This window comes from Allosphingosinicella sp. (assembly GCF_036570505.1).
GTDB lineage: Bacteria > Pseudomonadota > Alphaproteobacteria > Sphingomonadales > Sphingomonadaceae > Allosphingosinicella.
The window spans coordinates 1-23,191 of record NZ_DATCYB010000043.1 but is presented as its reverse complement, the minus strand read 5'-3'; the positions used below and the strand labels follow the sequence as shown (position 1 = coordinate 23,191).

The window sequence follows — 23,191 nt, the reverse complement described above, 5'->3', positions numbered from 1 at the left end:
CGCCGCTACCGCGATCACTGCCGCGACGGCTATGCCGATGATGATCCGCCGGCGCTTGCGCCGCTCGGCGAGCACGCCTTCGTCGAGCACCTCGCCCTCAAGCGCCCGGCGCCGCCATCCCGTCGTTTCGAAGTTCATGGTCCTCATTCTCTCTACACCGATGGGCGGCAGCGCCGCGTCTCGGCTACTGTATTAGCCGAATAGGTCACTAGGCTCAAGCGATATGTTCACTGGGCTCGGTCGGCCACCCCACGCCGGGCGCCCATACACTCCCGCCCGCCCTTTTTCCACAACGCGGTTACATTCTTCCTATCGCGAGCTTCCCGTCGCGCGCGGAGGGGCGAAGTGGCGATTGGACGGCTAAGTGGCAAGGGTGGGGATTTTTCGACGAACCACCACAAGTTTTCGATGGACGTCGCATCCGTAACGTTCAGCAACCGTGCAGGGCCGGGCTCGTTCTATAGGCGATGCCCGGCCGCTGTCGGGCGCAGATTCACGGGAGAACATGAATGATCCGACCCGCCTTTCTGGCCTCCGCCCTGGCTCTGTCGCTGCCCGCCGGCGCCGCGCTGGCGCAGGAGGTCGTGCCCGTCAGGGCCATTTCCGGAACGAGGCTCGACATCGTCGCCACCGGCGAGGTGAGCCGCGTGCCCGATATCGCCCGGATCAATGCCGGCGTCGTGACGCAGGCGCGCACCGCGACCGAGGCCATCGCTCAGAATGCCCAGCGCATGGAGCGGGTGATCGCGGCCCTGAAGCGAGCCGGGATCGCCGAGCGCGACATCCAGACCAGCTCGATCAGCCTCCATCCGGAATATCGTTATGTCGAGAACCAGGCGCCGATCCTGACCGGATACCGCGCCAGCAACGAGGTCACCGTCCGCTTCCGTGACATCGCCGAGACGGGCGCGATCCTCGACGCTCTCGTCGCCGAGGGCGCCAACCAGATAAACGGCCCGATGCTGGAGATCGACAAACCGGACGAGGCGCTGGACGAAGCGCGCCGGGGAGCGCTCGAGAAGGCGCGCGCACGGGCGGAAATGTACGCTCGCGCCACCGGAATGCGGGTGACGCGCATTCTCGCGATCAGCGAATCCGCGGCGGCGGGACCGCCCGTCCCCTATCCGGTGATGCGGATGGAGGCTGCCGCCCAGGACGCTTCGACCAAGATCGTCCCCGGCGAGCAGACGCTGTCGGTAACCCTCTCGGTCACCTACGAGATGCAGTAATGAAAAGGGGCCGCCTCGCCTCGGCGAAGCGGCCCCTCTTGTTGGAACTCGTCGAATCCTAGCGAACGCTGCCGCGACGGAAGAGGTTGACGATCGCCAGCAGGATGATCGCGCCGAGCAGCGCGACGATCAGCGTCATGATATCGAAGGCCCCGCTAAGCAGGTTGCCACCGCCAAGAAGCGGCCCGAGCAGGAAACCGCCGAGCAGCGAGCCGATGATACCAACAACGATGTTGAGCAGGATGCCTTGCTGGGCGTCGGTGCGCATGACGATGCTCGCGAGCCAGCCGATGATGCCCCCGATGATCAGTGCAATGATGAGATTCATCTTCTTCCCTCCTGTACTCACTGCCGACGAACCCGAGAGGTTTCAGCGGCGTTCCGATTCCAAGACGCGCGAAGCGCGCGCTTGTTCCTGCAAACCGTCGCACATTCTGGCGCGTGGATCGGCCGAGCAAGACGGGGATGTCTTACATCGTTTCGGAAGAGTATTGAAGGCGCGACGTTCGGGCGCGCGCCGATCGCGCCCGCACGGGTCAGAACTTCTGCTGGCGCTCGTAAAGCGACTTGTAGTGTTGGATGCGGGTCACGCGCAGCCCGGGCATGCCGGAGCGATCGACGGCGCGCTGCCAGCCGGCGAATTCCTCGAGGGTGAGCCCGTAGCGCTCACAGGCCTCGTCGACGTTCAGGAGCCCACCGTTCACGGCAGAGACGACCTCCGCCTTGCGGCGCACCACCCATCGGGTGGTCGAGCGCGGTGGCAACGTGTCCAAGGTCAGCGGCTCTCCCAGCGGGCCGATGACCTGGGCGGGGCGTATCGTCTGGTTTTCAATCATTCCTACCTCAAAAAATACCCCCCGCTGGCGGGGCCGTCTCATTCGTGCCGCCCAGCCTTAGTCCGGAGGCATTGAAGGAAGGCTAAAATGCGAAGGTAAATTTCCCGGTCATTTGGGTTACCGTGCTTCACCGTTGCGCGCCCCCCGGTGAAAGCGGCCCTGCTGGGCGGCGATGGCGTCGGACCAGTCGGGCGCGGCGAGAAGTATGTCGACGAGCGGCTCGGAGGCCGTGCCGCCTTCGACGCGGCCGTGGACCGAGCGTATCTGGGCCCGCACCGTCGCGCTTGAAGATTGCATGGCGTCCAGGGTCGCGACCAGGACGCCATAATCGAGCCGCGCGGGCGTCCGGTCGGCCCGCATGCGGCGGGCGCGGCTGAGAAAGCTCATGTCCATCACCCGAGTCCCTAACCAAGAAGACTGAATCCATCGTAAAATTATCCACAGGGTGGGCGGCGAGGGCGGATACCCCTATATGGCGGCCTTCATGACCGTGGATTTCCAGCTGGACCGGCCGCTCGATAAGGCCCGGATCGTCGTCGCCATGTCGGGCGGGGTCGACAGCTCGGTCGTGGCCGCGCTGGCCGCGAGGACCGGCGCCGAGGTGATCGGCATCACGCTCCAGCTCTACGATTATGGCGCCGCCGTGCAGCGGACCGGAAGCTGCTGCGCCGGCCAGGACATCTACGACGCGCGCACCGTGGCCGACCGGCTGGGCATCGCCCATTATGTCTTCGACTATGAAAGCCGCTTCAGGGACAGCGTGATCGAGCGCTTTGCCGACGAATATATGAAGGGCCGCACGCCCATCCCCTGCATAAGCTGCAATCAGGGCGTGAAGTTCACCGACCTGCTGAGCCTCGCCCGCGATCTCGGCGCCGACTGCCTCGCCACCGGCCATTATGTCCGCCGCGTCGTCGGGCCCAATGGGGCGGAGTTGCACCGTGCGGCCGATCCCGCGCGCGATCAGAGCTATTTCCTGTTCGCCACGACCCAGGAACAGCTCGACTATCTCCGCTTCCCGCTCGGCGACATGCCCAAGCCCGCGGTACGCGAGATCGCCCGCGAGCTCGGCCTTCTCGTCGCCGACAAGCCCGACAGCCAGGACATCTGCTTCGTCCCCAATGGCGATTATGCTTCGGTGGTGAAGAAGGTGCGGCCCGAGGCGGCGGCGGAAGGCGAGATCGTCGATCTGGAGGGCCGCGTGCTCGGCCGGCACCAGGGCCTCGTCCACTTCACCGTCGGCCAGCGCCGCGGGCTGGAGATAGGCGGCCAGCCCGAGCCGCTTTACGTCGTCCGGTTGGAGCCGGAGAGCCGGCGCGTGGTGGTGGGTCCGAAGGCGGCGCTGGCGGTGCGGACGGCGAAGCTCGGCGGGATCAACTGGCTGGGCGGGGACCAGCGCGAGCAGCTGACGGCGAAGGTACGCTCGATGGCGCGGCCGGCGCCGACCCGCTTTGATGGCGAGGCGATCCACTTCGAGATGCCCGAATATGGCGTGGCGCCCGGGCAGGCGGCGGTCATTTACGACAGCGATCGCGTTCTCGGCGGCGGCTGGATCGAAGAAACGGTGCCGGCGGAGCTTATTTCGGCCTGAACGAGCGATCCCGCCGCGCCAGCAAGTAGAGCGCAAGCCCCGCGCCCACCAGGATCAGCAGCATGCGCCAGGAGGCCCATTGCGACTGGAGAGCCGCCCAGAGGCAAACCAGCAGGCCCGCTCCCATCAGCACGAAGGTGCCCGCGACCGTCCGCCGGCCCGCCTGCCGCTCCGCGCGCGGCAGGGCGGCAATGCTCGTTCCGTAGACGAACAGCCGCGCAAGCGTGCTCACAATCGCCAACCAAAGGAAGCTCCCCGTCAGCGCCAGCACCGCGCCGAGGAGGCCCATGAACAGCACCGAATTGGCGGGCGTATGGAATCGCTCGCTGACTGTGCCGAACCAGCGCGGCAGCAGCCCCTCGCGGGCCAGCGCGAAGGTGACGCGCGGCGTCGATGTGAGCGAGCCCGCGATATTGCCGCCGATCGAAGACAAAGCGGCGACGGTAATGACGAGGGCCCCGGCGGGGCCCGCCAGGACGGCGGCGAAGGCGACCAGCGGGGCCTCCGGCTCCTCCCCCGCCGGCATCACCGAGACATAGGCGAGCTGGACGATGAAGTAGAGCACGGCCGTGCCGACGATGGTGGCGATCAGGGCGCGTGGAATGGTCCGGCCCGGATCGGCCGTCTCGCCGGCCGGAACGACCGAATTCTCGAAGCCGATGAACGCATAGAAGATGACGAGCGCGGCGGCCTCGATGCCCGACAGGCTCGGCGCCGGTCCGGGCGCCGGCCATGCCCCCGCGGCCGCGACCAGTCCCCAGAGCGCCAGCGCAACGAGCGGCAGGCCCTTGAGCAGCGTCAGCCCGTCGAGCGCGCGAATGGCGCGGCGGACGCCAATGACATTGATCAATGTCAGGGAGGCGCAGAGCGCGATGATCGTCGCAGCACGCCCGGCCCCGGCACCGAACGGCGCCCAAAGGGTCGCGGCGTAGGTGGCGAAGACGTTGGCGTTGGCGGCGAGCGCCGTCACCCGTGCCACATAGTAAAGCCATCCCGCCTGGAACGAGGCGACCGGGCCGAAGGCGGCCGTGTAGGCGACCGGCCCTCCTGACTGCGGAAACAGGGCCGCCAGCCGCGCGAAAGGCAAGGCGACGAGCAGGATGAGCAGCCCGAAGATCGGAAACAGCCACGGGCTGAACGCGCCGAACTGGATGTGCAAGGTCGCCGGCAGCGCGAAGATGCCGGCCCCGACGATACCGTTGAAAGAGAGGAAGGCGGAGCCCGTGAAGCCGATATCGCGGCGGAGACGGCTGTCGGGCGGCACATCTTCACGGTCGTTCATGGCCACCCTCCATCCATGCCGCAACCTTGCAGGACTACCTCGCGGGGGCAAGCTGCTTGCCTTAGGAAGGGTCTCGCAAGATGAGGAGCCTGTTTTGTCCAAGCTCAGCGCCGGTATCCTCCTCTATCGCGGTTCTCGCTCTGCGCTAGAGGTCCTGCTCGTTCATCCGGGCGGTCCGTTTTGGCGGAACAAGGACGCCGGCGCTTGGATGATCCCCAAGGGCGAGGTCGCATCCGGCGAGGATCCGCTGGCCTGCGCGTTACGGGAGTTTGAGGAAGAGTTGGGCGTCAAGCCGGCCGGCATGCCGCGCCCCCTATGCCGAATCCGGCAGGCCGGCGGAAAATGGGTGGAGGCGTTCGCGCTGGAAGGTGAATTCGATTCGGACCGGCTCGTCAGCAACCGGTTTGAAATGGAATGGCCGCCGCGTAGCGGACGACTTCAGTCCTTCCCGGAAGTCGATCGGGCGGCGTGGCTTTCACTGGACGCGGCGCAGGACAAGATTCTGCCGAGCCAGCGGCCGATCCTGGATTTCCTTGTACAAGCCCTCGCCGATCAGTCCACCCGGCGATAGGGGACGAAATCGCCGAGCAGGACGAAGCCGGTCTGCATGTTCGTTCCGCGGTCGCGGAGATAAACGACATCCACGTCGCAGAGCCGCGACGATAGCGTCCGCGTGACCAGCACGTCCCATTTGTCGAGGGACTCCGCGCCCGCGGCAGGCCGGTTGACGTAGAGCGTTGCGCCGGACTTGTAGATTATCGCGGTGTCCTTGATGACTTCGCTCGAGCGGACGGTGCGAAGGTTGATGCAGTCGACGGGCTCGCCGGCGATGCGGCCTTCAAGCGCCTCGGCGAGCTTCGCCTCGCCCTCGGGCGTGCCGGCCACGACCGGCGCGGCCGCAAGAAGCAAGGTTCCGGCAAGGAAGGAAAAGCTTCTGAGCATTTGACGATCCTTTCGGCAGCAGGCGTCCCTGTTCCTACCATATAGGGGCTGAACGTGACGTGACCGAATCGGTAGCGCTCAAAGGCGCAGCCTTCCTTCGATGACGGTGACGCATGGGCCGCCGAGGACCGCCCGATCCCCTTCCCTTCGGCACCGGACCACTCCGCCGCGCCGGCTTGCCTGATAGGCGATGAAGCTGTCGCGCCCCAGGCGCTCGCACCAGAAGGGCGTCAGCGCGGCATGAGCGGAGCCGGTAACGGGATCCTCATCGACACCCCAGGCGGGCACGAAGACCCGGCTCACGACGTCGTGAGCGCCCTCACCCGGAGCGGTGACGATGACCATCAGGTCGATCCCGGCCAGCGCCTTCATGTCCGGCGCACAGGCTCGCACCGCGTCGGCATCGGGGAGGAGGACGATCGCGGTCGCTTCGACACTTTCGCACGAGAGGAAGGATTCTCCCTGCGGCGTTCCCAGCACATCGAGCAGCGTATCGTTCCGCTCGGGCTTCACAAGGATTTGCGGTAGGTCGAGCTTCAGGGCGTCGCCGTCACGTGCGACGGCCAGCACGCCGGCCTTGCGCGTGCGAAAGCGGACCTCGTCGCCCTGGATCAGCACGTGCCCGCTCGCCAGCGTGGCATGGCCGCAGAGCGCCACCTCAGTGGTCGGCGTGAACCAGCGCAGCTCGTAATCGGCATCGCCGTCGGTCGGCACGGTGAAGGCCGTCTCGCTGAGATTGTTCTCCATGGCGATCGCCTGCATCGTCTCGTCCGCAAGCCAGGCATCGAGCGGCACGACGGCGGCCGGATTCCCGGTGAAGGGGCGGTCGGCAAAAGCATCGACCTGCACGAGGCGGAGTTCGTTCATTCTCGGGCTCCTGGGGTGAGATCGGTTTCGACGAGGGGGTTGCCGGGTTCGTCGACCTGACCCTCGGGATCGACGTGGATGAGTATTTCGACGCCGGGAAACTCGCCCTGGAGCTTCGCCTCGACCGCGTCCATCACGTCATGCGCCTCCGCCACCGTCATGCCGGGATCGATCCAGACATGGAACTGGACGAAATCCTTGGCGCCGCTCCGGCGGGTACGAAGATCGTGAATCCCCTTGAGTTCCGGCTGGCGCGCCGCGACCTCGACGAAGCGGCGGCGCTTATCCTCCGGCCATTCCTTGTCCATCAGCTGGTCGATCGCATGGCTCGACGCCCGGAGCGCGCCCCAGGCCAGCCACAGGGCGATGGCGATGCCGAAGACGGGATCGGCGGCGGCGACGCCGAGATACTGATCAAGCACCAGCGCCGCGATCACCGACAGGTTGAGCAGCAGGTCGCTCTGATAATGGACATTGTCCGCCTCGATCGCGACGGAGCGCGTCCGCGCGATCACCCGCCTCTGATAATAGAGCAAGGCGAAGGTGGCGACGATGGCGACGAGGGAGACGCCGATCCCCAGCTCGGCGCTCGCCGTCGGCCGGTCCTCCTTGAAGCTGACGATGGCCCGCCAGCCGATGGCGGCCGCCGAGGCCGTGATCAGCGCGACCTGGAACAAAGCCGCCAGCGCCTCCGCCTTGCCATGGCCGAAACGGTGATCGTAATCGGCCGGCATGGCCGCGATCCGGACCCCGTAAAGCGTCACCAGGGAAGCCAGCAGATCGAGGCCCGTATCGGCGAGCGACCCGAGCATCGCCACCGACCCTGTTTGCCAGGCGGCGAAGCTCTTCAGGATCAGCAGGAAGAGCGCCGTCGCCACGCTCGCCAGCGCCGCGCGGGTGGTAAGCTTGCCCTCGGCTTCGCGCAGGGCGGTCACGGGTAGAGCAGCCCTTCGCTCCACCCCTTCCCACTCCTCACGAACAGCCGGCGCTCGTGGAGGCGGTGCGCGCGGTCGCTCCAGAATTCCATTCGCTCGGGAAGGACGCGAAAGCCCGACCAGCGCGGCGGACGGGGGACGTCGTCGCCCTCGAAGCGGGCGCGCAATTCGTCGTAACGCGCCTCGAAGGTCGCGCGACTGTCGAGCGGCCGCGACTGGTCCGACGCCCAGGCGCCGAGCTGGGAATCGCGCGAGCGGGTGGCGAAATAGACATCCGCCTCGGTCTCGCCCACCGGCTCCACCGGCCCCTCGATCCGCACCTGCCGGCGCAGCGACTTCCAGTGGAAGAGCAAGGCCGCGCGAGGATTGTCCGCCAGCTCGCCGCCCTTGCGGCTGTCGAGGTTGGTGAAGAAGACGAACCCGCGCGGATCATGCCCCTTCAGCAGCACCATCCGCACCGAAGGCCACCCCTCGGCGTCCGCCGTCGCCAGCGCCATGGCGTTATGATCGTTGGGCTCCGCCGCGGCGGCTTCGTTGAACCAGGTTTCGAAGAGCGGGTGCGGATCGTCGGCCATAGCCGACCCTTTAGTCGGCGGCGGGGACCGGGTCGAGAGCGTGACGGACGGGCGGGCCTGGCTTGCGCGGCGCCAGGCCGAAGAGCGGCCGAAGCGGCGCTATGCGACGGACCACCTCGTAGGTCAGCCAGCACCCGGCGGCGGTGATCGCGACCAGCGCAGCCCCCTCCGCCGGGGCAGGCAACTCCAATGCCTTCAGATGATGTCCCGCCACGACGATGATCGTCTGGTGGGCGATATAGAAGGGGAAGACCGCCTCGGTGAGGGTCCGGAGCAGCTTGCTGTCGCGCGTCAGGTGACGGGCGCCGAAGCCCAGGACCGCCACGATCGCGGACCACTGCTCTATCGCATGGACGACCCGGACCGCGTTCCTCAGCCACTCCGGCGCCGACACGTCGTCAACCGCATAGATCCAGTAATAGGCGGCATAGGCGCCGTAGGAGACAAGGAACAGCGCCAGGGCGGGCCAGCGCAGACGGATGCACTCGGCGGCGACGGACCCATGCTTCAGCATCAGGAATCCGAACAGAAATGCGGCGAAGGACACGGCATGGTTATACCAATCGTCCACGAGGGCGTGGGTGACGTCGAAGACTGGCAGGAGAAAGATGCGCGCGGCGGCCAGGAACAGGATGGGATAGATGATCAGCTTCGCGCCGGTGAGCCAGCCCGCCAGCCGGTCGCCGAGGCGAAGGAACCGTTCCCGCGCCGCCGCCAGAAGGAGTACCGCCAGCAATGTGTAAACCAGCAGATAGGCGACGAACCAGAGGTGGTTCCAGGTCGGGAGGATGAGGCATTCGCCCGCCTGGCAGAAGCTCTGGTCTGCGGCGAGATAGCGGCTCCAGAAAGCGAAATAGCCATCCGAGTAGGCGTGCTTCTCGACCACCTCATAGTAGCTTTGCGGCGGCACGATGACGAGCATGCCGAGCAGCAGCGGCGGAAGCAGCCGCGCCGTTCGCCGCCCGGCCAGGGCTCCGGGGGCTAGCTTGTCCGTCATGAAGCGCGTCGCGACCCCGGACACGAGGAACAGGAGGGTCAGGCGCCACGGGCTGCTGGCGAGCATGAGCGGCTCGATCGCGTGGCTGACATGATCGCTCTTCACATGCCAATCCCACGTCACGTAGAACATGCCGACATGGAAGAGGATCAAAAGCCCAAAGGCTCCGACGCGAATCCAGTCGAGGTAGATGAGCCGCGCGCCCCTGCTGGCCAGCGTGAAATCCTGCATGATCCGTCCCTTCCGATTGAGCGAATGACAGGACGATGCGCATGAGCTCGGGGGGCCGCAACGACAGTAGGCCGAGCGGCCGTGCCGGCGTTTCGGGCGGAGTATCGGCGTGACGAACGGCGTCTCGGAAGGGACAAGCGGCTGGCGGGGGTGGCCGGCCTGGGCTGTCGGCTATGCCGTTATTGTCATCGGCGCCCTGCTCGTCGGCATTGTCAACGTCCTGACGATTCTCCACGACACGGGGCGGATGGGGATGCCCTTGCCTGCCTGGGAGCCGGCGGTGTGGGAAGCAACCAGCGTTATCGCGCTGATCGCGCTGGCGTGGGTGGCGTTTCTGATGGTGGAGCGGTTTCCACCGGTCGGCCCGCGCTGGCCGTTCGCGATCGCCGCCCATATCGCGGTCACGATTCCATTCTCGCTCGTCCACGTCGCCCTCATGGTCTTCCTCCGCCATGGCTTTTACGCGCTGCTGGGCGAGTCCTACGATTTCGGACCCGGCTTCGATGAGGTGCTGTACGAGTATCGCAAGGACCTTCTCACCTACGCGCTGTTCGCGGCCACTTTCTGGGCCGCCGGGGCGTTGCAGCGGGGCCGGGCCGGCGAAGTCGCGGCCGCGCCGGCGCCGCCGGAGACGTTCGACATCAATGAAGGTCAGCGCATGATCCGGGTCGATCGGGCGGACATCCTCAGCGCCCGGTCGTGCGGCAATTATGTCGAGTTCAGCCTCGCGGACGGACGCCAGCCGTTGATGCGGACCACGCTCGCCAGCGTCGCGAGCATGCTGGGCGATGCGGGCTTCGTGCGCACGCACCGATCCTGGCTGGTCAATGCGCGGCACGTCACCGAGATCGCCGCGGCCGGCTCGGGCGACCATGATCTGCGGCTCAGCAACGGGGCCGAGGTGCCGCTCTCGCGCCGCTATCCCGAAGCCCTGGCGTTGCTTAGGACGCCCGTGGTGCCCAAATAGATGGACTTTTGAGGCGCGCTGGAGAACGTAAATAGGATGGCGGACCTTTATTCAGAGCTGGGGGTGGCGCGGGGCGCGAGCGAGGCGGACATCAAGAAGGCCTATCGCAAGCTCGCCAAGGAGCTCCATCCGGACCGCAACAAGGACAACCCCAAGGCGACCGAGCGCTTCTCGAAGGTCACGCAGGCCTATGACATCCTCACCGACAAGGACAAGCGCGCGCAATATGACCGCGGCGAGATAGACGAGGAGGGCAACCCGCGCTCTCCCTTCGGCTACGGGCGGGGCGGACCGCAGCCCGGCTCGGGCGGCGGCTTCCGCTCAGGACCGGGCGGTTTCAGCGGCTTCGAGACCGGCGGCGAGGCGCCCGATCTTTCCGACCTGTTCGAGGGGCTGTTCGGGGGCGCCCAGCGGCGCAGCGGCGGCGGGTTCGGCAACTTCGGCGGCGCCCGGCGTCCGCCGCCCGCCAAGGGCGCCGACGCGCTCTATCGCTTGCCCGTATCCTTCCAGGATGCGGCGACGCTTGCCGACCAGCGGGTGACGCTGGGAGGCGGCAAGACGGTCGACATCAAGCTCCCAAAGGGGGTCGAGGAAGGCACCAAGATCCGCCTCGCGGGTCAGGGACAGCCCGGCCCCGGCGCCAATGGCGACGCGATTGTCACCATTTCGATCCAGCCGCACCGCTTCTTCCGGCGCGACGGCGACGACGTCCGGCTCGATCTTCCCGTCTCGCTGGACGAGGCGGTGCTCGGCGGCAAGGTGAAGGTGCCGACCGTGGACGGCGCCGTGATGCTGAGCATCCCCAAGGGTTCGAGCTCGGGCAAGGTGCTGCGCCTCAAGGGCAAGGGTTTCACCGCCAAGACCGGCGCCAGAGGGGATCAACTGGTGACCTTGATGGTCGATCTGCCGGTAGGAGATGCGGCCCTTTCCGAGTTCGTCGAGGGCTGGCCCGGCAAAGGGAAGGGAAACCCGCGCGCCGGTCTGGGCGTCTGACACGCCGTGACCAACATTTCCCCCGAATCGCCCGAGGAAAGGCGCAAGCGGTTCGCCGGCGCGCGGGCGAAGGTCGGCGGTCACTGGCAGCGGGTGAAATCCAGCAGCTACGCCTTCGAGGTGGTGAAGAGGGTCGCGATCGGCGTCTATAATGACGGTTTCATCCATGCCGGCAATCTCGCCTACCTCGCTCTCCTGACCCTCTTTCCCTTCGTCATCGTCGCCGCCGCGGTGGCGCGGCTGATCGGGCAGCAGGAAGGCGGGATGGAAGCCGTGATCGCGCTCCTCCAGACCATGCCGCCCAGCGTCGCCGACGTTCTGTCGAAGCCGATCGCCGACGTCATCGAGGCGCGCTCGGGAAGCCTCCTGTGGTTCGGCGCGCTGGTTGGCCTGTGGACCACGGGAAGCTTCATCGAAACCATCCGCGACATCATCCGCCGCGCCTATGGCGTGACCTTCAGCAGACCCTTCTGGGAATATCGCCTGGGCTCGGTCGGCATGATCATCGCGTCGGTGATCCTCGCCATGATCGCCTTCAGCATCTCGATCGTACTCAGCAGCATCCAGGAGTTCATCGTCCGGTTCCTGCCGCTCGCCGACGACATCGTCGGGCTGTTCACCCTGTTGAGAGTGGTGCCGGGCCTGGTGCTGTACGGTGCGCTCTATCTCCTCTTCTATTCGCTGACGCCGCAGCGGTATCGCAAGCGCGGCTGCCTCAAGTGGCCGGGTGCCTTGTTCGTCACCCTGTGGTGGCTGGCGACGACGGCGCTGCTGCCGGTCGTCCTCAGGAACCTCGGCGGCTACGACCTCACCTACGGCAGCCTCGCCGGAGTGATGATCGCGCTCATCTTCTTCTTCATCATCGGCCTCGGCGTCGTCATCGGCGCGGAGCTCAACGCCGCACTAGCGGAATCGCCGGAAGAGGGCCTAAAGGAGGGCGAAGAAGCATTCTACAACAGGGAAAGCATATGAACGGGTTGATGGCGGGCAAGCGCGGTCTGATCATGGGCCTCGCCAACGACAAGTCGCTCGCCTGGGGAATCGCCAAGGCGCTGGCCGACCAGGGCGCACAGCTGGCCTTCAGCCATCAGGGCGAGGCGCTCAAGAAGCGGGTCGCGCCGCTCGCCGAGCAATTGGGCTCCGATTTCCTGATCGACTGCGACGTCTCGGACATGGCGGCACTCGATCGCACGTTCGAGGCCTTGAAGGCCCGCTGGGAGACCATCGACTTCCTTGTCCACGCCATCGGTTTTTCCGACAAGAACGAGCTGCGCGGCCAGTTCGTCGACACCAGCCTCGACAATTTCCTCCTCACCATGAACGTCTCCGCCTACAGCTTCGTCGCGGTGACGCAGCGGGCGCGGCCGATGATGCCGGAGGGCGGCTCTGTCCTGACGCTATCCTATTACGGCGCCGAGAAGGTCATCCCCCACTACAACGTGATGGGCGTGGCCAAGGCGGCGCTGGAAACCAGCGTCAAATATCTCGCCATGGACCTCGGCAAGGAGAAGATCCGCGTCAATGCAATCTCGGCCGGCCCGATCAAGACGCTGGCGGCGAGCGGCATCGGCGATTTCCGCTATATCATGAAGTGGAACGAGTATAATTCGCCGCTCCGCCGCAACGTCACCATCGAGGATGTCGGCGGCTCGGCCCTCTACCTCCTTTCCGACCTCGCCAGCGGCGTCACCGGCGAGATCCACCATGTCGACGCCGGCTACAATGTCGTCGGCATGAAGGCCGAGGACGCGCCGGACATCGCCACCACCTGAGCCGGTGCTCGACGTCCGTCGAACGCGACGCGCCTTTCGTCGAGCCCGGCGCACGTTCGCCGAAACGGAGGCGTTCGCCGTCGAAGCGGGAAAGCGCCGCCCGCGTCCCTTCCCTAGGAAGCTGCAACGGCAGGGAGTTCTCCCCAATGTTGCCCCCCATCGCGTGAGGCTCCCTGTCGTACCCAACGTTCAGGAAGGACCAGTTCATGACGAAATTCATTACCCTCGCCATCGCCGCGGTCATCGCTGCCTTCGCGGCGCTCCCCGTCCAGGCCCAGCCGAACGCGGCCGAGCAAGGCTTCATCGCCTTCGTCTCCTATAGCGACCTCAACCTCGCCAGCGCCGCCGGCGCCCGCACGCTCGAGAACCGTATCGAGGCGGCGGCCGACCGTATCTGCGGCTTCACCCAGGCCCCCGGTCTTGTCGAGGCTTTGCGCGTCCAGAGCTGCCGCGACGACGTCTTGAACTCCGCCCGCCCGCAGGTCAGCCGTGCGGTGGCTATGAAGGACGACGGCCGCGTCGCGCTCGCCAGCCGCTAAGAAGGCCGCGATCGAAAGAAGGCGGCGGAGTCGAACTCCGCCGCCATCCTTGCTTACCCTAGGACGCTTTGCCGCGGACCGTCGATTTCCGGTCAGGTTCCGCTTTCACCATCTTCTCGCCCTGTATCGCCTCGCCGCTGACACCCCGCGCGCGCTCTTTCTCCTTCAGGGTAGGATCGTGGAGGTTGTTTTTGCCTTCGCCTTTGCCGCTGCTGCTGCGCATGTCTCCTCTCCTCCTGGTTCGCCGCACCAACCCCTGTCCGGCCCATCTTGTTTCAGCCTATAGGAAGGCGTGCGTCGTCTTCTTCTCCCCTTCCTTTTGTCGGCCCTCGCGGGCTGCACACCTCTCAGCGCCTTCAACGCCCTCGTCCCCAAGGATGAAGGTGCAAGCCTGGTGGCGAGGGATCAGGCCTATGCGCCGGGCGACCGGCGTCGGCTCGACATTTACGCCCCCACGACGACCGGGCAGGCCCCACGCCCCGTCATCGTCTTCTTCTATGGCGGCTCATGGAAGGGGGGCTCCAAGGAAGGCTACGGTTTCGTCGGCCGCGCGTTCGCCGCGCAAGGCTTCGTGGTAGCGGTCCCCGACTATCGTTTGGTGCCGAAAGTCCGCTTCCCGGCTTTCGTCGAGGACAGCGCCGCGGCGGTGAAATGGGTACGCGCCCACATCGCCCGCTTCGGCGGCGATCCGGACCGCATCGTCCTCGCCGGTCATTCGGCGGGCGCCTACAACGCCGCCATGCTGGCGGTCGATCCTCAATGGCTCGGCCCCGACCGGGCGGCGGTGAAAGGCTGGGCCACGCTCGCCGGTCCTTATGAGTTCCTGCCGCTCGACACCCGGGTGACCAAGGACGCGTTCGGCGAAGCGGACGACCTTGCGGCGACGCAGCCGATCCGCTTTGCCAGCGCCGACGACCCTCCCGCTTTGCTGATAGCCGGAGGCGAGGACGAACTCGTCCTTCCCTCGCAAAGCACCGGCATGGCGATCGCCCTGGTCGAGGCCGGGGCGGCGGCCGAAACGCTCGTCTATGCCGATGTCGGCCATGTCGGCCTTGTCACAGCCTTGGCGAAACCGTTTCGCGGCGGGGCGCCGGTGCTTCGGGACGTTGCCGCCTTCGTCCGCCTCGTAACGGAAACCGGCGTGGGGCAGCAGTCACTCCGTTCGGGCGAGAGGTGAGACGAAAGCGGTTCCCGTCATCTGCCGTAATTTTGACCCGACTGGCGGCACCAATCGCGATTCGTCGCGTTATACCCACGCTCCAGGAGCTGAGGTACAGGGAGGAAGTCCATGAAAATAGCAGGAATGATCCTCACATCGGCCGCCGTCGCGATGATGACGCTCACCCCGGTCGCGGCGTCCGCACAGACCGTCGCGGCCCAGGTGGGGCAATGGTGCGCCGAAACCGCGACGCGCACCGACGCGCCCGGACAGAATTGGCATCAAACCTTTTGCACGGGACGCGACGTGGTCGTGGTAGACGATGTGGACGCCGTGGTGGTGGACAATCGCTGGGTGCCCGTCGCCGCGCTGCTGGGAGCTGCGGCGGTCGTCGCGGCCATCGTCCTCCTTGCCGGCGACGACGATGATGATGACGATATCCCTGTAAGCCCATAATCCCGGCGAATTCGCCTTGATCGGCGATGCCGCCGGTTAATGCACTTCCCGCTTCTCCGTCTCGCCCTTCGAGGCCAGAGAGAAGCGAGGCTCTACCCGGGCGAGCCGGCCGGTCAGCAATGCGGCGGCATAGCGGCCGACCGCCGGGCCATGCTTGAATCCGTGTCCGGAGCCGGCACCGACGAGCAGGACGTTGTTCATCTCCGGGTGAAAATCGATCAGCAGATCGCCGTTGGCGCTGTTCTCATATTGGCAAACTCGAGCTTCGCTGAGCGGACGGCCAGCGAGCGCGGGAAAACGCCGGATCATGAAGGCGCGGACATCGGCCAGCGCCTGGGCCGACGGGATGCGATCCCCTAGGTCGGGGTCCATGGGCGGCCCATGGGCGTCGTGGGCGATCTTGAAGCCGCGGCCTTCCAGATCCGGAAAGCCGTAATAGATGTCGCCGCCATTGAAGTCGGCCCACCCCGGCAGGCGACCGGGTCTGAAGCGCTCGTCACCCGCTTCGGGCGCGAAGAAGAATACTTCCTGCCGGGTCGGGAAAATACGTGATCCCAGAAGCGCCGGAAACAATTTCGGCAACCATGGCCCGCAGGCAAACACGTAATGGCCGGCGCTGAGCCGCTCTCCGGTGGCGGTCTGAATATGGCCCAGCCCCTCGCCCGCGCCGGTCGGCGGTGCGATCTCGGCCTGAACGTAACGCCCACCGTCAGCGACGAAGGTGGCGACCAGCGTCTGCACCGCGCGCCGCGCCATCAGAGCGCCGAAGCGCGGCTCGAACAGACCGGCCTCGACACCCTCGAAATCGATCATCGGAAAACGGCGGCGAAGCGCATCGTTGTCGAGCCGCTCGGTCGGAAGCCCCAGCCTGGCGTGCACCCGCAACGAGTCCTCGACATAAGGCTCGATGCGCGGAAAGAAGAAGAGGACGCCGGTCTCGTAAAACAGCGGCAGGGCCGCCGTGTCCGAGAGGGCTTTCCAGTCGGCGAGCGACTCCCAGGCCATGCGGGTATAGACTTCGTCCGGCCCGTAGGCGCCGCGGGTCATCCGGGATTCGCCGCCCGACGAGGCGCGGGCATGGGCCGGCGCCCAGGCATCGACCAGCGTCACCCGGCGGCCCATCTCCTGAAGGCGCCGCGCCGTCCAGGCTCCGAATATGCCGGCGCCGATAATGATGACGTCGGGCGACACATCGGCCGGAGCGGCCTTGAGCAGGGCCGGCACGGAAAGGGCGGCCGCGGCGCCGGCACCTCCCATCAGCGCGAAGCGGCGCGTCACCTCGGCCAATAGATATCTCCCACAGACGAAGGCCGGAGCGTTTCCGTCGCCCCGGCCTCCCGTGTCAATCGGCTCAGAAGCCCTTGCGGACCGTCAGGCCGAACGTCCGCGGCTGGTTGGTGGCGAAGCCAAGCCGCGCCCGTCCCCCGCGCTCGCGGTCGAAGGAAAGCAGGGTGTTTTCGTCGAAAAGGTTGTTGATATAGGCGACGATCTCCAGCTGGTTGGCCATCTCCACGCCGGCGCTGATATTGACCAGCTGATAGTCGGGCAGCTTGAGATCGAGCGTGGTCGAGGCGTCCGCCGGCGCGCCGCCGAACGGCAGGCCGTGCACGAAAGTGCGCGGGTTGTTCTCCTGGTCGCCCGGCTGGGTGAAGCGGCTCCCGACATGCTGGAAGGTGATGCCGGCGAAGGCGTCCATCGTGGAGCTGACCGGGACGGTGTAGTAAGCGCTCGCCGCGATCTGGAAATTGGGCACGGACGGAAGCCGGTTGCCCTCGCGGATGCCTTCCAGAACGTCGCCGTTGGCCTTCAGCCGCGTCTCGTCGAACTCCGACTCGATGAAGCTTCCGGCGATCGACAGGTCGAGGCCTTCGGCCGGCTGGGCCGACATCTCGAACTCGACGCCCATCGTATGAGCGTCGGCGTTGAACACCACGCGAGACGAGCAGGAGCCGGCATCGGCGGTTACCTGAAGGTTCTTGATATCCGTGTAGAAGGCAGCCGCGTTGAAGGTGATGCCCGCGAACTGGGACTTCACGCCCGCTTCATAGTTCCACAGCGTCTCGTCGTCATAACGATCGAAGCCGCCATAGGTCGCCTCGTCGTCGGCGCTGCACAAGGTCTCGTTCAAGGGATCGTTGACGCCGCCGAGCCGGAAGCCCTTGGAGGCCTGGGCGTTGACGGTGATATTGTCGCTCGCCTCATAGCTCAGCAGCACGCGCGGCGAGAAGCCGTCCGACTTCGTTTCATCGAGCTGGTCGTCGCCATTGGCGAACAGGCCGCCCGACGTAAAGCGCCGTTCCTCCTTGAAGTCGTAGTAGCGAAGCCCGGCCGTCGCGGTGAGGCGATCGGTGAGGTCGTAACTCGCCTCGCCGAACAGCGCCTTCTGCTTGATGTCGTAGGGCAGGTCCGCATTGTAGGGTGAATCCGGGCCGAAGCCATTGGCCACGGCCGCCGACGTCCCGGCGCCGAGCACGGCGTCGGTGAAGGCGTCGTAGCCCGGCGTCGGCAGGCGCTGCGAATAGAGACGCTCGACGTCCGAATAGAAGCCGCCGATCAGCCACTGGAACGGGCTGGTGTTGTCGGAGGCGAGGCGGAGTTCCTGCGTGAAGGTCTGGAGGTCCGTCGTATCGACGAGATTGGACGGCAGCAGCACGCCCGCATCGGGGAAGCCCAAATCGACCGAGACGCTGCCGGTAAGCGCGCTGGCATCTCGGCTGACCAGTATCTCGCGGTCGATATAGCCGGTCACCGAGGTCAGCTGGACGCCCCCGAAACCCCATTCGATCACATTGTCGAGGATCATCGTGTCGTCGGCGAAATCCTCGTTGAGCAGCAGGAACTGCTGGCGCTCGTCGAAGACCACCGGCTCCCGTCCGCCCGGCGCGGTCGGGTCGGTATAGGGATTGGCGTAGAGATTGTAGACTTCCTGCCGATTGAAGCCGTTGGCCCGGATTTCCTGGTAGACGATCCTGGGCGTGATGCTGACGTTCGGTGCGGGCTCGACGGTGAGCGCGATGCGGCCGCCGGTGCGCCGGCCGTCATTGACGTCCTCGTCTATCCCGCCGCCTTCACGCAGCGCGTTGATGAAGCCGCCATATCTGGTGTGGTAGCCGACCGCGCGGATCGCGGCGACGCCCTCGACGATCGGAACGTTGATGGCGCCCTTCAGGTGCCCGCCGAAATCGTCGCCGTCGACCAGGTTTACATTGCCTTCGACCAGCCCCTCGACCTCGTCAAGGTCCGGCTGGTTGGTGATGTAGCGAATCGTGCCGCCGACCGAGCCCGAGCCGAACAGTGTTCCCTGCGGGCCGCGCAGCGTCTCGACGCGGTTGAGATCGAACAGGTCGAGATCGGGTGTGAACAGCGAGAGCGAGATCACCGATTCATCGAGATAGACGCCAACCTGTTCCTTGACGCCCGGCTGGTCGCGGATGATCTGTCCGGCGGAGACGCCGCGTATGGCGACCTGGCTCTGGCCCGGCCCCAGATTTTGCACCGTGAGGCCGGCGACGTTGCGCGACAGATCCTCGATCGTGACCGCGCCCGACCGCTGGATGTCCGCCTCGGTCTGCGCGTTGATCGAGAAGGGCACGTCCTGCACCGTCGAGGCGCGTTTGGTCGCCGTCACGACGATCGTCTGGTTGCCTTGCGTGTCGTCGCCGGCGCCGGTCTGGGCGTACGCGCCCGAGCTCATCGCCAGGAGAGCGGCGGCGGATGCGCCACCGCGGAGGAGGTACTTCTTCCAATTATTTGCTTTGCCCAGGCGTGACATCTTCAAGCCCCCTAAAACCTAGTGTTCCAGCGGCAAGAGTAGGCAAATAGACCGAAAAGAAACAAGAGGCGGCAGGCGTGGTATCCCACAAGGCGACACGATTGTTGTAGTTATGTGACAGGCAGAAAAACGTGTTGCCTGTCGCCTTGAGGGCGCCAAGGCATTGTTAGATATACTATTGTATGACCGCAGGGCGTAGTTGAGCCCCTATCCTACGTCCGTCCGGCGAGCTTTTTGACGTCGCCTATATGACTGCGGCCGATGCGCTGCTCGCTGCCGTCGGACAGGCGCGCGGCCCAATGGCCCATGGCGTCGCGGCTCAGCCCGACTATGGTGTCGCGGCGCAGGATGGCAGACCTGTGGACGCGAATGAACAAGGCTGGGTCCAGCTCCTCCTCCAGCTTGGCGATCGTCCGATAGATCAGCCAGCTGCGCTTTCCCACGTGGAGCCGCATATAGTCGCGTTCCGCGGTGATCCTGTCGACATCGCGGGTGGCGATCCGGACCAGGCCGTTATGGTCGGGAACCCAGAATTCCTCGACATATCCCGACGACGACTGCGGGCGCGCGCCGGTGCCCTTGGCGATCGCCTCTCGGGCACGATCCAGCGCGCGGGCCAGGCGCTCGGGATCGACCGGCTTCATGAGATAATCGACGGCGGCGACGTCGAAGGCCGCGACCGCGAAATTGTCGAAGGCGGTGACGAAGATCACCGCCGGATCGATCGCCGAGGCGGCGAGCTCCCGGGCGACCTCGATCCCGTCCATGCCGGGCATGGCGATGTCGAGCAGCAGCAGGTCGGGCCGCACCGCCTCGGCGATGCGCAGCGCCGCCTCGCCGTCGGCGGCGGTACCGACCAGGGTCACGCCCTCCGATCGGGCGAGGAGCAGCTGCAGCCGCTCGACCGCGAGCGGCTCGTCGTCGACGACGAGGACGCGCAGCACCTGGGTGTCAGTCATTGCGGATGACGGGCATGATGACATGGACGGTATATCCCCCTTCGGGATCGGGCCCGTGGAAGCATCCCGCCTGGACGCCGTACCGGGCGATCAAACGCTCGCACACATTCTTGAGACCGACGCCGGTGCCGCCGCAATCGTCGCAGCTGTGCGGTGGCGGCACCTCGCCATTGTCCTTGACCTTGAGGTGGAGCCTGCCGGCTTCTTCATAAGCGGAGATGCGCACCGTCACCGCGCCGCGCGAGCGCGCCACCCCGTATTTGATCGCATTCTCGACGATCGGCTGGAGGAGGAGGACGGGAACGCGGACGCCGGCAAGGTGCTCGGGTACATCCACTTCGACCTTCAGCCGATCGGGGAAACGCACCTGCTCGATATCGAGGTAGAGGCGTTGCAGCTTTATCTCCTCCTCCAGCGCGATGTCGGCGGTGGGGTCGGCGGAGAGAGTGGTGCGGAAGAAGGTGGATAGGGTCATTATCATCCGCTCGGCCTTCTCGATGCGTTGAGAGAGGATGAGGGCGGACAGCGAATTCAGCGTGTTGAACAGGAAATGCGGATTGATCTGGTATCGAAGCGCCCGAAGCTGCGCTTCCTGCGCCTCGCGCGCGAAGGCGGCCGCGCGACGATCGGCGGCGCGCAGCTCCTTCGCATAGCTCATCGCGACATAAAGCGACGCCCACGCCGCGAAGATGAAATACCAGCTGAGCGCGCTTTCGACGATGTTCTGCAGTGCCATCTCGAGCGGCGTCAGGTCCTTCATCGACGCGTCCCACTCGGCGGCATCAAGCGGCGCGAAGATGTAGAATACATAATAATTGAACGCGGAGAAGGCGATGGACGCGGGCAGGCAAAGAATGCCGGCGACGATCGCTTTCCGGTTGAGTGTCGACGCCGCCAGCGGCCTCAGCGCGAGGTAGACGAGGAAGGTCAGCGCGGCGCCGATCAGCACGACCGCGCCCCGCCTCGCCAGCATCGCCCAGAAGTCCGGGAAATCGAGCACGACCGCGCGCAGGGTGATCAGCGCGAGATAAAGCAGCCAGAATCCCAGGATCGATTTGAGGGCGATACCGAGGTCCGGGAGCCGGCGCTGGACAAAGTTTCGTGGCCGCAAGTCCATGTCGTCTGATAACGCACTATCGGCCAAAAAGCCGTTGCCGCTCCGGTCGTTCGCCGAACGGCCGCCCGCCTTGGTCGAAAATCGGGATCGACGCGCGTCCGCCAGGCCTTCCGGCGCTTCCTCCGAAGGCGCGAAGCCCCTCTTCACCGCATCATCGATTCGATCGGTCATCGCCCGGGCCCCACGCGTCAGGCTGGCTTATAGCAGCTTTTCCCCGACAAATAAGGCCATCCGCGCGCGGTTTCGCAGGCCAGTCGGGCCGCTGCTTCACGGTCGGTCGAAAAATTGTGGACAACTTTGCCCTTGCTCTTGAGCCCGCCCGAAAAGGCGGTTCGGCGCGCCTTTATGTTGCGGCGATGTGACACTTGGGAACTCACGGAGGGCCTTGCGGCGATTACCGATTGCGGCGCGGAATCATCTCTGATTCAATCCTTAACGGGAGCCGGGGAACTGATTAAGCGTCGCGTAACCGATTTGGGCGCATGATCCCCCGTAGGGCAAAAGGAGTGGGATCATGGGTACGCAGACCAAGCCCGCCGACGGCGCGCTGACTCTGGCTGAGATGAAAGAATTCGCGAGCTTCTCGAAAGGCACGCAGCGCTATATCCGGCGCTCGCTCGACGTGGGGCTCGGCCGCCGCGACGCGATCAAGCGCTGGTCGCGCGACGTCGCCGAGGCGGCCAGCATCCGTGCCCAGGCCCGCATCTACCAGCGGCTCGACCATATCCGCAATTACGTGCCGGACGACAGCGGCCTCGACGTGATGGAGCCGCTGATGGCGCCGCTCGTCACCATGACCGCCTTCGACCTCGGCCAGGACCGGCTCCCCGACTTCGCCGCCTACCGCTTTCTCTACGAACGCCTGATCGGCGCGGCGGTACGGCCGTGGCTGCCCGGCGCCTTCTGTGCCGCGGCGGCGCTTCCGCACCTGCATCCGGAACGACGGCGGCTTCTACTCCAGTCGATCAGCGAGGCCGCGGCCACCGCGCCCGGCTGGTCGAACCGCGAGCCCGCTTTCTATCCTGAATGGGTCGAGAAGGTCGACGTGACGGTCGCGGGCTGAGGATCGAACCTTAAGCGGTTTCGGCCGTTCCCTTCCTGCAACACCAGCAGGAGGGCTCAGATGATCACACGCACCGCATCCGCGCGCTACGAAGGCTTCGGCAAGGAAGGCAAAGGCCGTGTCTCGACCCAGTCGGGCGTGCTCGCCGACCAGCCTTATGGCTTCGCGACACGCTTCGAGGACGCGCCCGGCACCAATCCCGAAGAGCTGATCGCTGCGGCCCATGCCGCCTGCTTCACCATGGCGCTCTCCTTCGCCCTGGCGAAGGAGGGGTTCACCGACGGAACGCTGGAGACAACGGCCGGGGTGAAGCTCGAAAAGGACGGCGACGGCTTCAGGGTCAGCCGCTCCGATCTCAGCCTCGAGGCCCGAATGACCGGGATCGATGCGGACCGCTTCGCCGCCATCGCCGAAGGCGCCAAGGCCGATTGCCCGATATCCAAGCTCCTCAACGCCGAAATCACGCTCGAGCACCGGCTCAACGGCTGACGGACGTCACTTTGAAAGTTCAGCATGACGAACCCAACCTGTGGCTTCCCCGCCACAGTCGCGGGGTTTGACGGGGTGACATCGCCCTTCGCCGCAAACGGCTGGCCTCGTTGTATGGGGTTCATGAAACCACTGCGACAAGCGTGGCGTTGTTTCGCTCGGGTATCAGTGAAGGGATCAAGTCATGCGTAACATCGCTCTCGCTTTCGCCGCGGCCACCATGACGGTGCCGATGGCCATGCCAGCCCCGGCCATGGCCAATGACGGCTATTACAAGGGCAAGTCCTGGCGCGGTCAGGACGGCCGCTATTATTGCCGCAAGAAGGACGGCACGGTGGGCCTGCTGGTCGGCGGCGCGGCCGGCGCCCTCATCGGCCGTGAAATCGACGGCGGCCGCGACCGCGCCACCGGCACGATCCT

27 protein-coding genes are annotated in these 23,191 nt (G+C 65.9%); 13 read left to right on the top strand and 14 right to left on the bottom strand.

Annotated elements, in window-relative coordinates; genetic code table 11:
• Positions 1-509: 509 nt before the first annotated feature.
• Entirely contained in the window at positions 510-1,229 is a 720-nt protein-coding gene (locus VIR62_RS04005) for an SIMPL domain-containing protein (protein WP_431868880.1), read from the top strand.
• Positions 1,230-1,287: 58 nt separating this feature from the next.
• Here the strand turns inward: VIR62_RS04005 and VIR62_RS04000 are convergent, their stop codons facing one another.
• The 3 genes from VIR62_RS04000 to VIR62_RS03990 form a co-directional block, all read right to left on the bottom strand.
• Positions 1,288-1,557, bottom strand: a complete 270-nt coding sequence (locus tag VIR62_RS04000; RefSeq protein WP_431868878.1) for a GlsB/YeaQ/YmgE family stress response membrane protein — start codon at positions 1,555-1,557, stop codon at positions 1,288-1,290.
• 208 nt (positions 1,558-1,765) lie between these two features.
• Positions 1,766-2,065 (bottom strand): DUF1153 domain-containing protein, encoded by a 300-nt coding sequence (locus tag VIR62_RS03995; protein ID WP_431868877.1) that lies wholly within the window; start codon positions 2,063-2,065, stop codon positions 1,766-1,768.
• Positions 2,066-2,182: 117 nt separating this feature from the next.
• The gene (locus tag VIR62_RS03990; RefSeq protein WP_431868876.1) at positions 2,183-2,458 is read right to left on the bottom strand and encodes a hypothetical protein; all 276 of its coding nucleotides are present in this window, start codon (positions 2,456-2,458) and stop codon (positions 2,183-2,185) included.
• Positions 2,459-2,549: 91 nt separating this feature from the next.
• Between VIR62_RS03990 and mnmA the strand changes: the two genes are divergently transcribed.
• Positions 2,550-3,656, top strand: a complete 1,107-nt coding sequence (gene mnmA / locus VIR62_RS03985) for a tRNA 2-thiouridine(34) synthase MnmA (protein WP_431868875.1) — start codon at positions 2,550-2,552, stop codon at positions 3,654-3,656.
• On the opposite strand, the gene VIR62_RS03980 is transcribed toward mnmA, so the two are convergent.
• Positions 3,643-4,938 (bottom strand): APC family permease, encoded by a 1,296-nt coding sequence (locus tag VIR62_RS03980; protein WP_431868873.1) that lies wholly within the window; start codon positions 4,936-4,938, stop codon positions 3,643-3,645. The genes mnmA and VIR62_RS03980 overlap by 14 nt on opposite strands.
• Here VIR62_RS03980 and VIR62_RS03975 point away from each other — a divergent pair.
• Positions 4,835-5,509 (top strand): NUDIX domain-containing protein, encoded by a 675-nt coding sequence (locus tag VIR62_RS03975; RefSeq protein WP_431868872.1) that lies wholly within the window; start codon positions 4,835-4,837, stop codon positions 5,507-5,509. The two genes, VIR62_RS03980 and VIR62_RS03975, sit on opposite strands and share 104 nt — an antisense overlap.
• Here VIR62_RS03975 and VIR62_RS03970 read toward each other — a convergent pair.
• The 5 genes from VIR62_RS03970 to VIR62_RS03950 form a co-directional block, all read right to left on the bottom strand.
• A complete protein-coding gene (locus VIR62_RS03970) occupies positions 5,491-5,880 on the bottom strand; it encodes a hypothetical protein (RefSeq protein ID WP_431868870.1) in 390 nt (129 codons plus the stop codon). The genes VIR62_RS03975 and VIR62_RS03970 overlap by 19 nt on opposite strands.
• A gap of 78 nt (positions 5,881-5,958) precedes the next feature.
• Positions 5,959-6,747 carry a PhzF family phenazine biosynthesis protein gene (locus tag VIR62_RS03965; RefSeq protein ID WP_431868868.1) on the bottom strand — a complete coding sequence of 263 codons (789 nt, stop codon included), beginning with the start codon at positions 6,745-6,747 and terminating at the stop codon, positions 5,959-5,961.
• Positions 6,744-7,673 carry a cation diffusion facilitator family transporter gene (locus VIR62_RS03960; protein ID WP_431868884.1) on the bottom strand — a complete coding sequence of 310 codons (930 nt, stop codon included), beginning with the start codon at positions 7,671-7,673 and terminating at the stop codon, positions 6,744-6,746. Before VIR62_RS03960 ends, VIR62_RS03965 begins: the two co-directional genes overlap by 4 nt.
• Positions 7,674-7,678: 5 nt before the next feature.
• Positions 7,679-8,257, bottom strand: coding sequence for a pyridoxamine 5'-phosphate oxidase (pdxH, locus tag VIR62_RS03955; protein WP_431868867.1), 579 nt, complete (start codon positions 8,255-8,257; stop codon positions 7,679-7,681).
• A gap of 10 nt (positions 8,258-8,267) precedes the next feature.
• On the bottom strand, positions 8,268-9,485 hold the full coding sequence (locus tag VIR62_RS03950) for an acyltransferase family protein (RefSeq protein WP_431868865.1): 1,218 nt from the start codon (positions 9,483-9,485) through the stop codon (positions 8,268-8,270).
• A gap of 109 nt (positions 9,486-9,594) precedes the next feature.
• On the opposite strand from VIR62_RS03950, the gene VIR62_RS03945 reads away from it, so the two are divergent.
• The 5 genes from VIR62_RS03945 to VIR62_RS03925 all read left to right on the top strand — a co-directional run bounded on the left by VIR62_RS03945 (position 9,595) and on the right by VIR62_RS03925 (position 13,756).
• Positions 9,595-10,452 carry a LytTR family DNA-binding domain-containing protein gene (locus VIR62_RS03945; RefSeq protein WP_431868863.1) on the top strand — a complete coding sequence of 286 codons (858 nt, stop codon included), beginning with the start codon at positions 9,595-9,597 and terminating at the stop codon, positions 10,450-10,452.
• A 36-nt stretch (positions 10,453-10,488) separates the two neighbouring features.
• Complete coding sequence (locus VIR62_RS03940; RefSeq protein ID WP_431868861.1) at positions 10,489-11,445, top strand: DnaJ C-terminal domain-containing protein; 957 nt, start codon at positions 10,489-10,491, stop codon at positions 11,443-11,445.
• Between the two features lie 6 nt (positions 11,446-11,451).
• On the top strand, positions 11,452-12,417 hold the full coding sequence (locus VIR62_RS03935) for a YihY/virulence factor BrkB family protein (RefSeq protein ID WP_431868859.1): 966 nt from the start codon (positions 11,452-11,454) through the stop codon (positions 12,415-12,417).
• Positions 12,414-13,217, top strand: coding sequence for an enoyl-ACP reductase FabI (fabI, locus tag VIR62_RS03930; RefSeq protein ID WP_431868857.1), 804 nt, complete (start codon positions 12,414-12,416; stop codon positions 13,215-13,217). The genes VIR62_RS03935 and fabI overlap by 4 nt, the downstream gene beginning before the upstream one ends.
• Positions 13,218-13,423: 206 nt before the next feature.
• Positions 13,424-13,756, top strand: coding sequence for a UrcA family protein (locus VIR62_RS03925; protein ID WP_431868855.1), 333 nt, complete (start codon positions 13,424-13,426; stop codon positions 13,754-13,756).
• Between the two features lie 58 nt (positions 13,757-13,814).
• Here the strand turns inward: VIR62_RS03925 and VIR62_RS03920 are convergent, their stop codons facing one another.
• Positions 13,815-13,979 (bottom strand): hypothetical protein, encoded by a 165-nt coding sequence (locus tag VIR62_RS03920; RefSeq protein ID WP_431868854.1) that lies wholly within the window; start codon positions 13,977-13,979, stop codon positions 13,815-13,817.
• A gap of 69 nt (positions 13,980-14,048) precedes the next feature.
• Here VIR62_RS03920 and VIR62_RS03915 point away from each other — a divergent pair, with 69 nt between their 5' ends.
• Complete coding sequence (locus VIR62_RS03915) at positions 14,049-14,933, top strand: alpha/beta hydrolase (RefSeq protein ID WP_431868852.1); 885 nt, start codon at positions 14,049-14,051, stop codon at positions 14,931-14,933.
• Positions 14,934-15,044: 111 nt separating this feature from the next.
• Positions 15,045-15,371: a hypothetical protein gene (locus VIR62_RS03910; protein ID WP_431868850.1), complete on the top strand. Its 327-nt coding sequence runs from the start codon at positions 15,045-15,047 to the stop codon at positions 15,369-15,371.
• Between the two features lie 36 nt (positions 15,372-15,407).
• On the opposite strand, the gene VIR62_RS03905 is transcribed toward VIR62_RS03910, so the two are convergent.
• From VIR62_RS03905 to VIR62_RS03890, 4 genes are all read right to left on the bottom strand, one after another.
• Complete coding sequence (locus tag VIR62_RS03905; RefSeq protein ID WP_431868882.1) at positions 15,408-16,649, bottom strand: FAD-dependent oxidoreductase; 1,242 nt, start codon at positions 16,647-16,649, stop codon at positions 15,408-15,410.
• A gap of 73 nt (positions 16,650-16,722) precedes the next feature.
• Complete coding sequence (locus VIR62_RS03900) at positions 16,723-19,143, bottom strand: TonB-dependent receptor (RefSeq protein WP_431868848.1); 2,421 nt, start codon at positions 19,141-19,143, stop codon at positions 16,723-16,725.
• A 212-nt stretch (positions 19,144-19,355) separates the two neighbouring features.
• On the bottom strand, positions 19,356-20,102 hold the full coding sequence (locus VIR62_RS03895; RefSeq protein WP_431868847.1) for a LytR/AlgR family response regulator transcription factor: 747 nt from the start codon (positions 20,100-20,102) through the stop codon (positions 19,356-19,358).
• Positions 20,095-21,390 (bottom strand): sensor histidine kinase, encoded by a 1,296-nt coding sequence (locus tag VIR62_RS03890; RefSeq protein ID WP_431868845.1) that lies wholly within the window; start codon positions 21,388-21,390, stop codon positions 20,095-20,097. The genes VIR62_RS03895 and VIR62_RS03890 overlap by 8 nt, the downstream gene beginning before the upstream one ends.
• A 343-nt stretch (positions 21,391-21,733) precedes the next feature.
• On the opposite strand from VIR62_RS03890, the gene VIR62_RS03885 reads away from it, so the two are divergent.
• From VIR62_RS03885 to VIR62_RS03875, 3 genes are all read left to right on the top strand, one after another.
• A complete protein-coding gene (locus VIR62_RS03885) occupies positions 21,734-22,282 on the top strand; it encodes a hypothetical protein (RefSeq protein WP_431868844.1) in 549 nt (182 codons plus the stop codon).
• Positions 22,283-22,342: 60 nt separating this feature from the next.
• Complete coding sequence (locus VIR62_RS03880; RefSeq protein ID WP_431868842.1) at positions 22,343-22,771, top strand: OsmC family protein; 429 nt, start codon at positions 22,343-22,345, stop codon at positions 22,769-22,771.
• Positions 22,772-22,955: 184 nt separating this feature from the next.
• Positions 22,956-23,191: glycine zipper 2TM domain-containing protein (locus VIR62_RS03875; RefSeq protein ID WP_431868840.1), on the top strand; the 236-nt coding region annotated here is incomplete at its 3' end.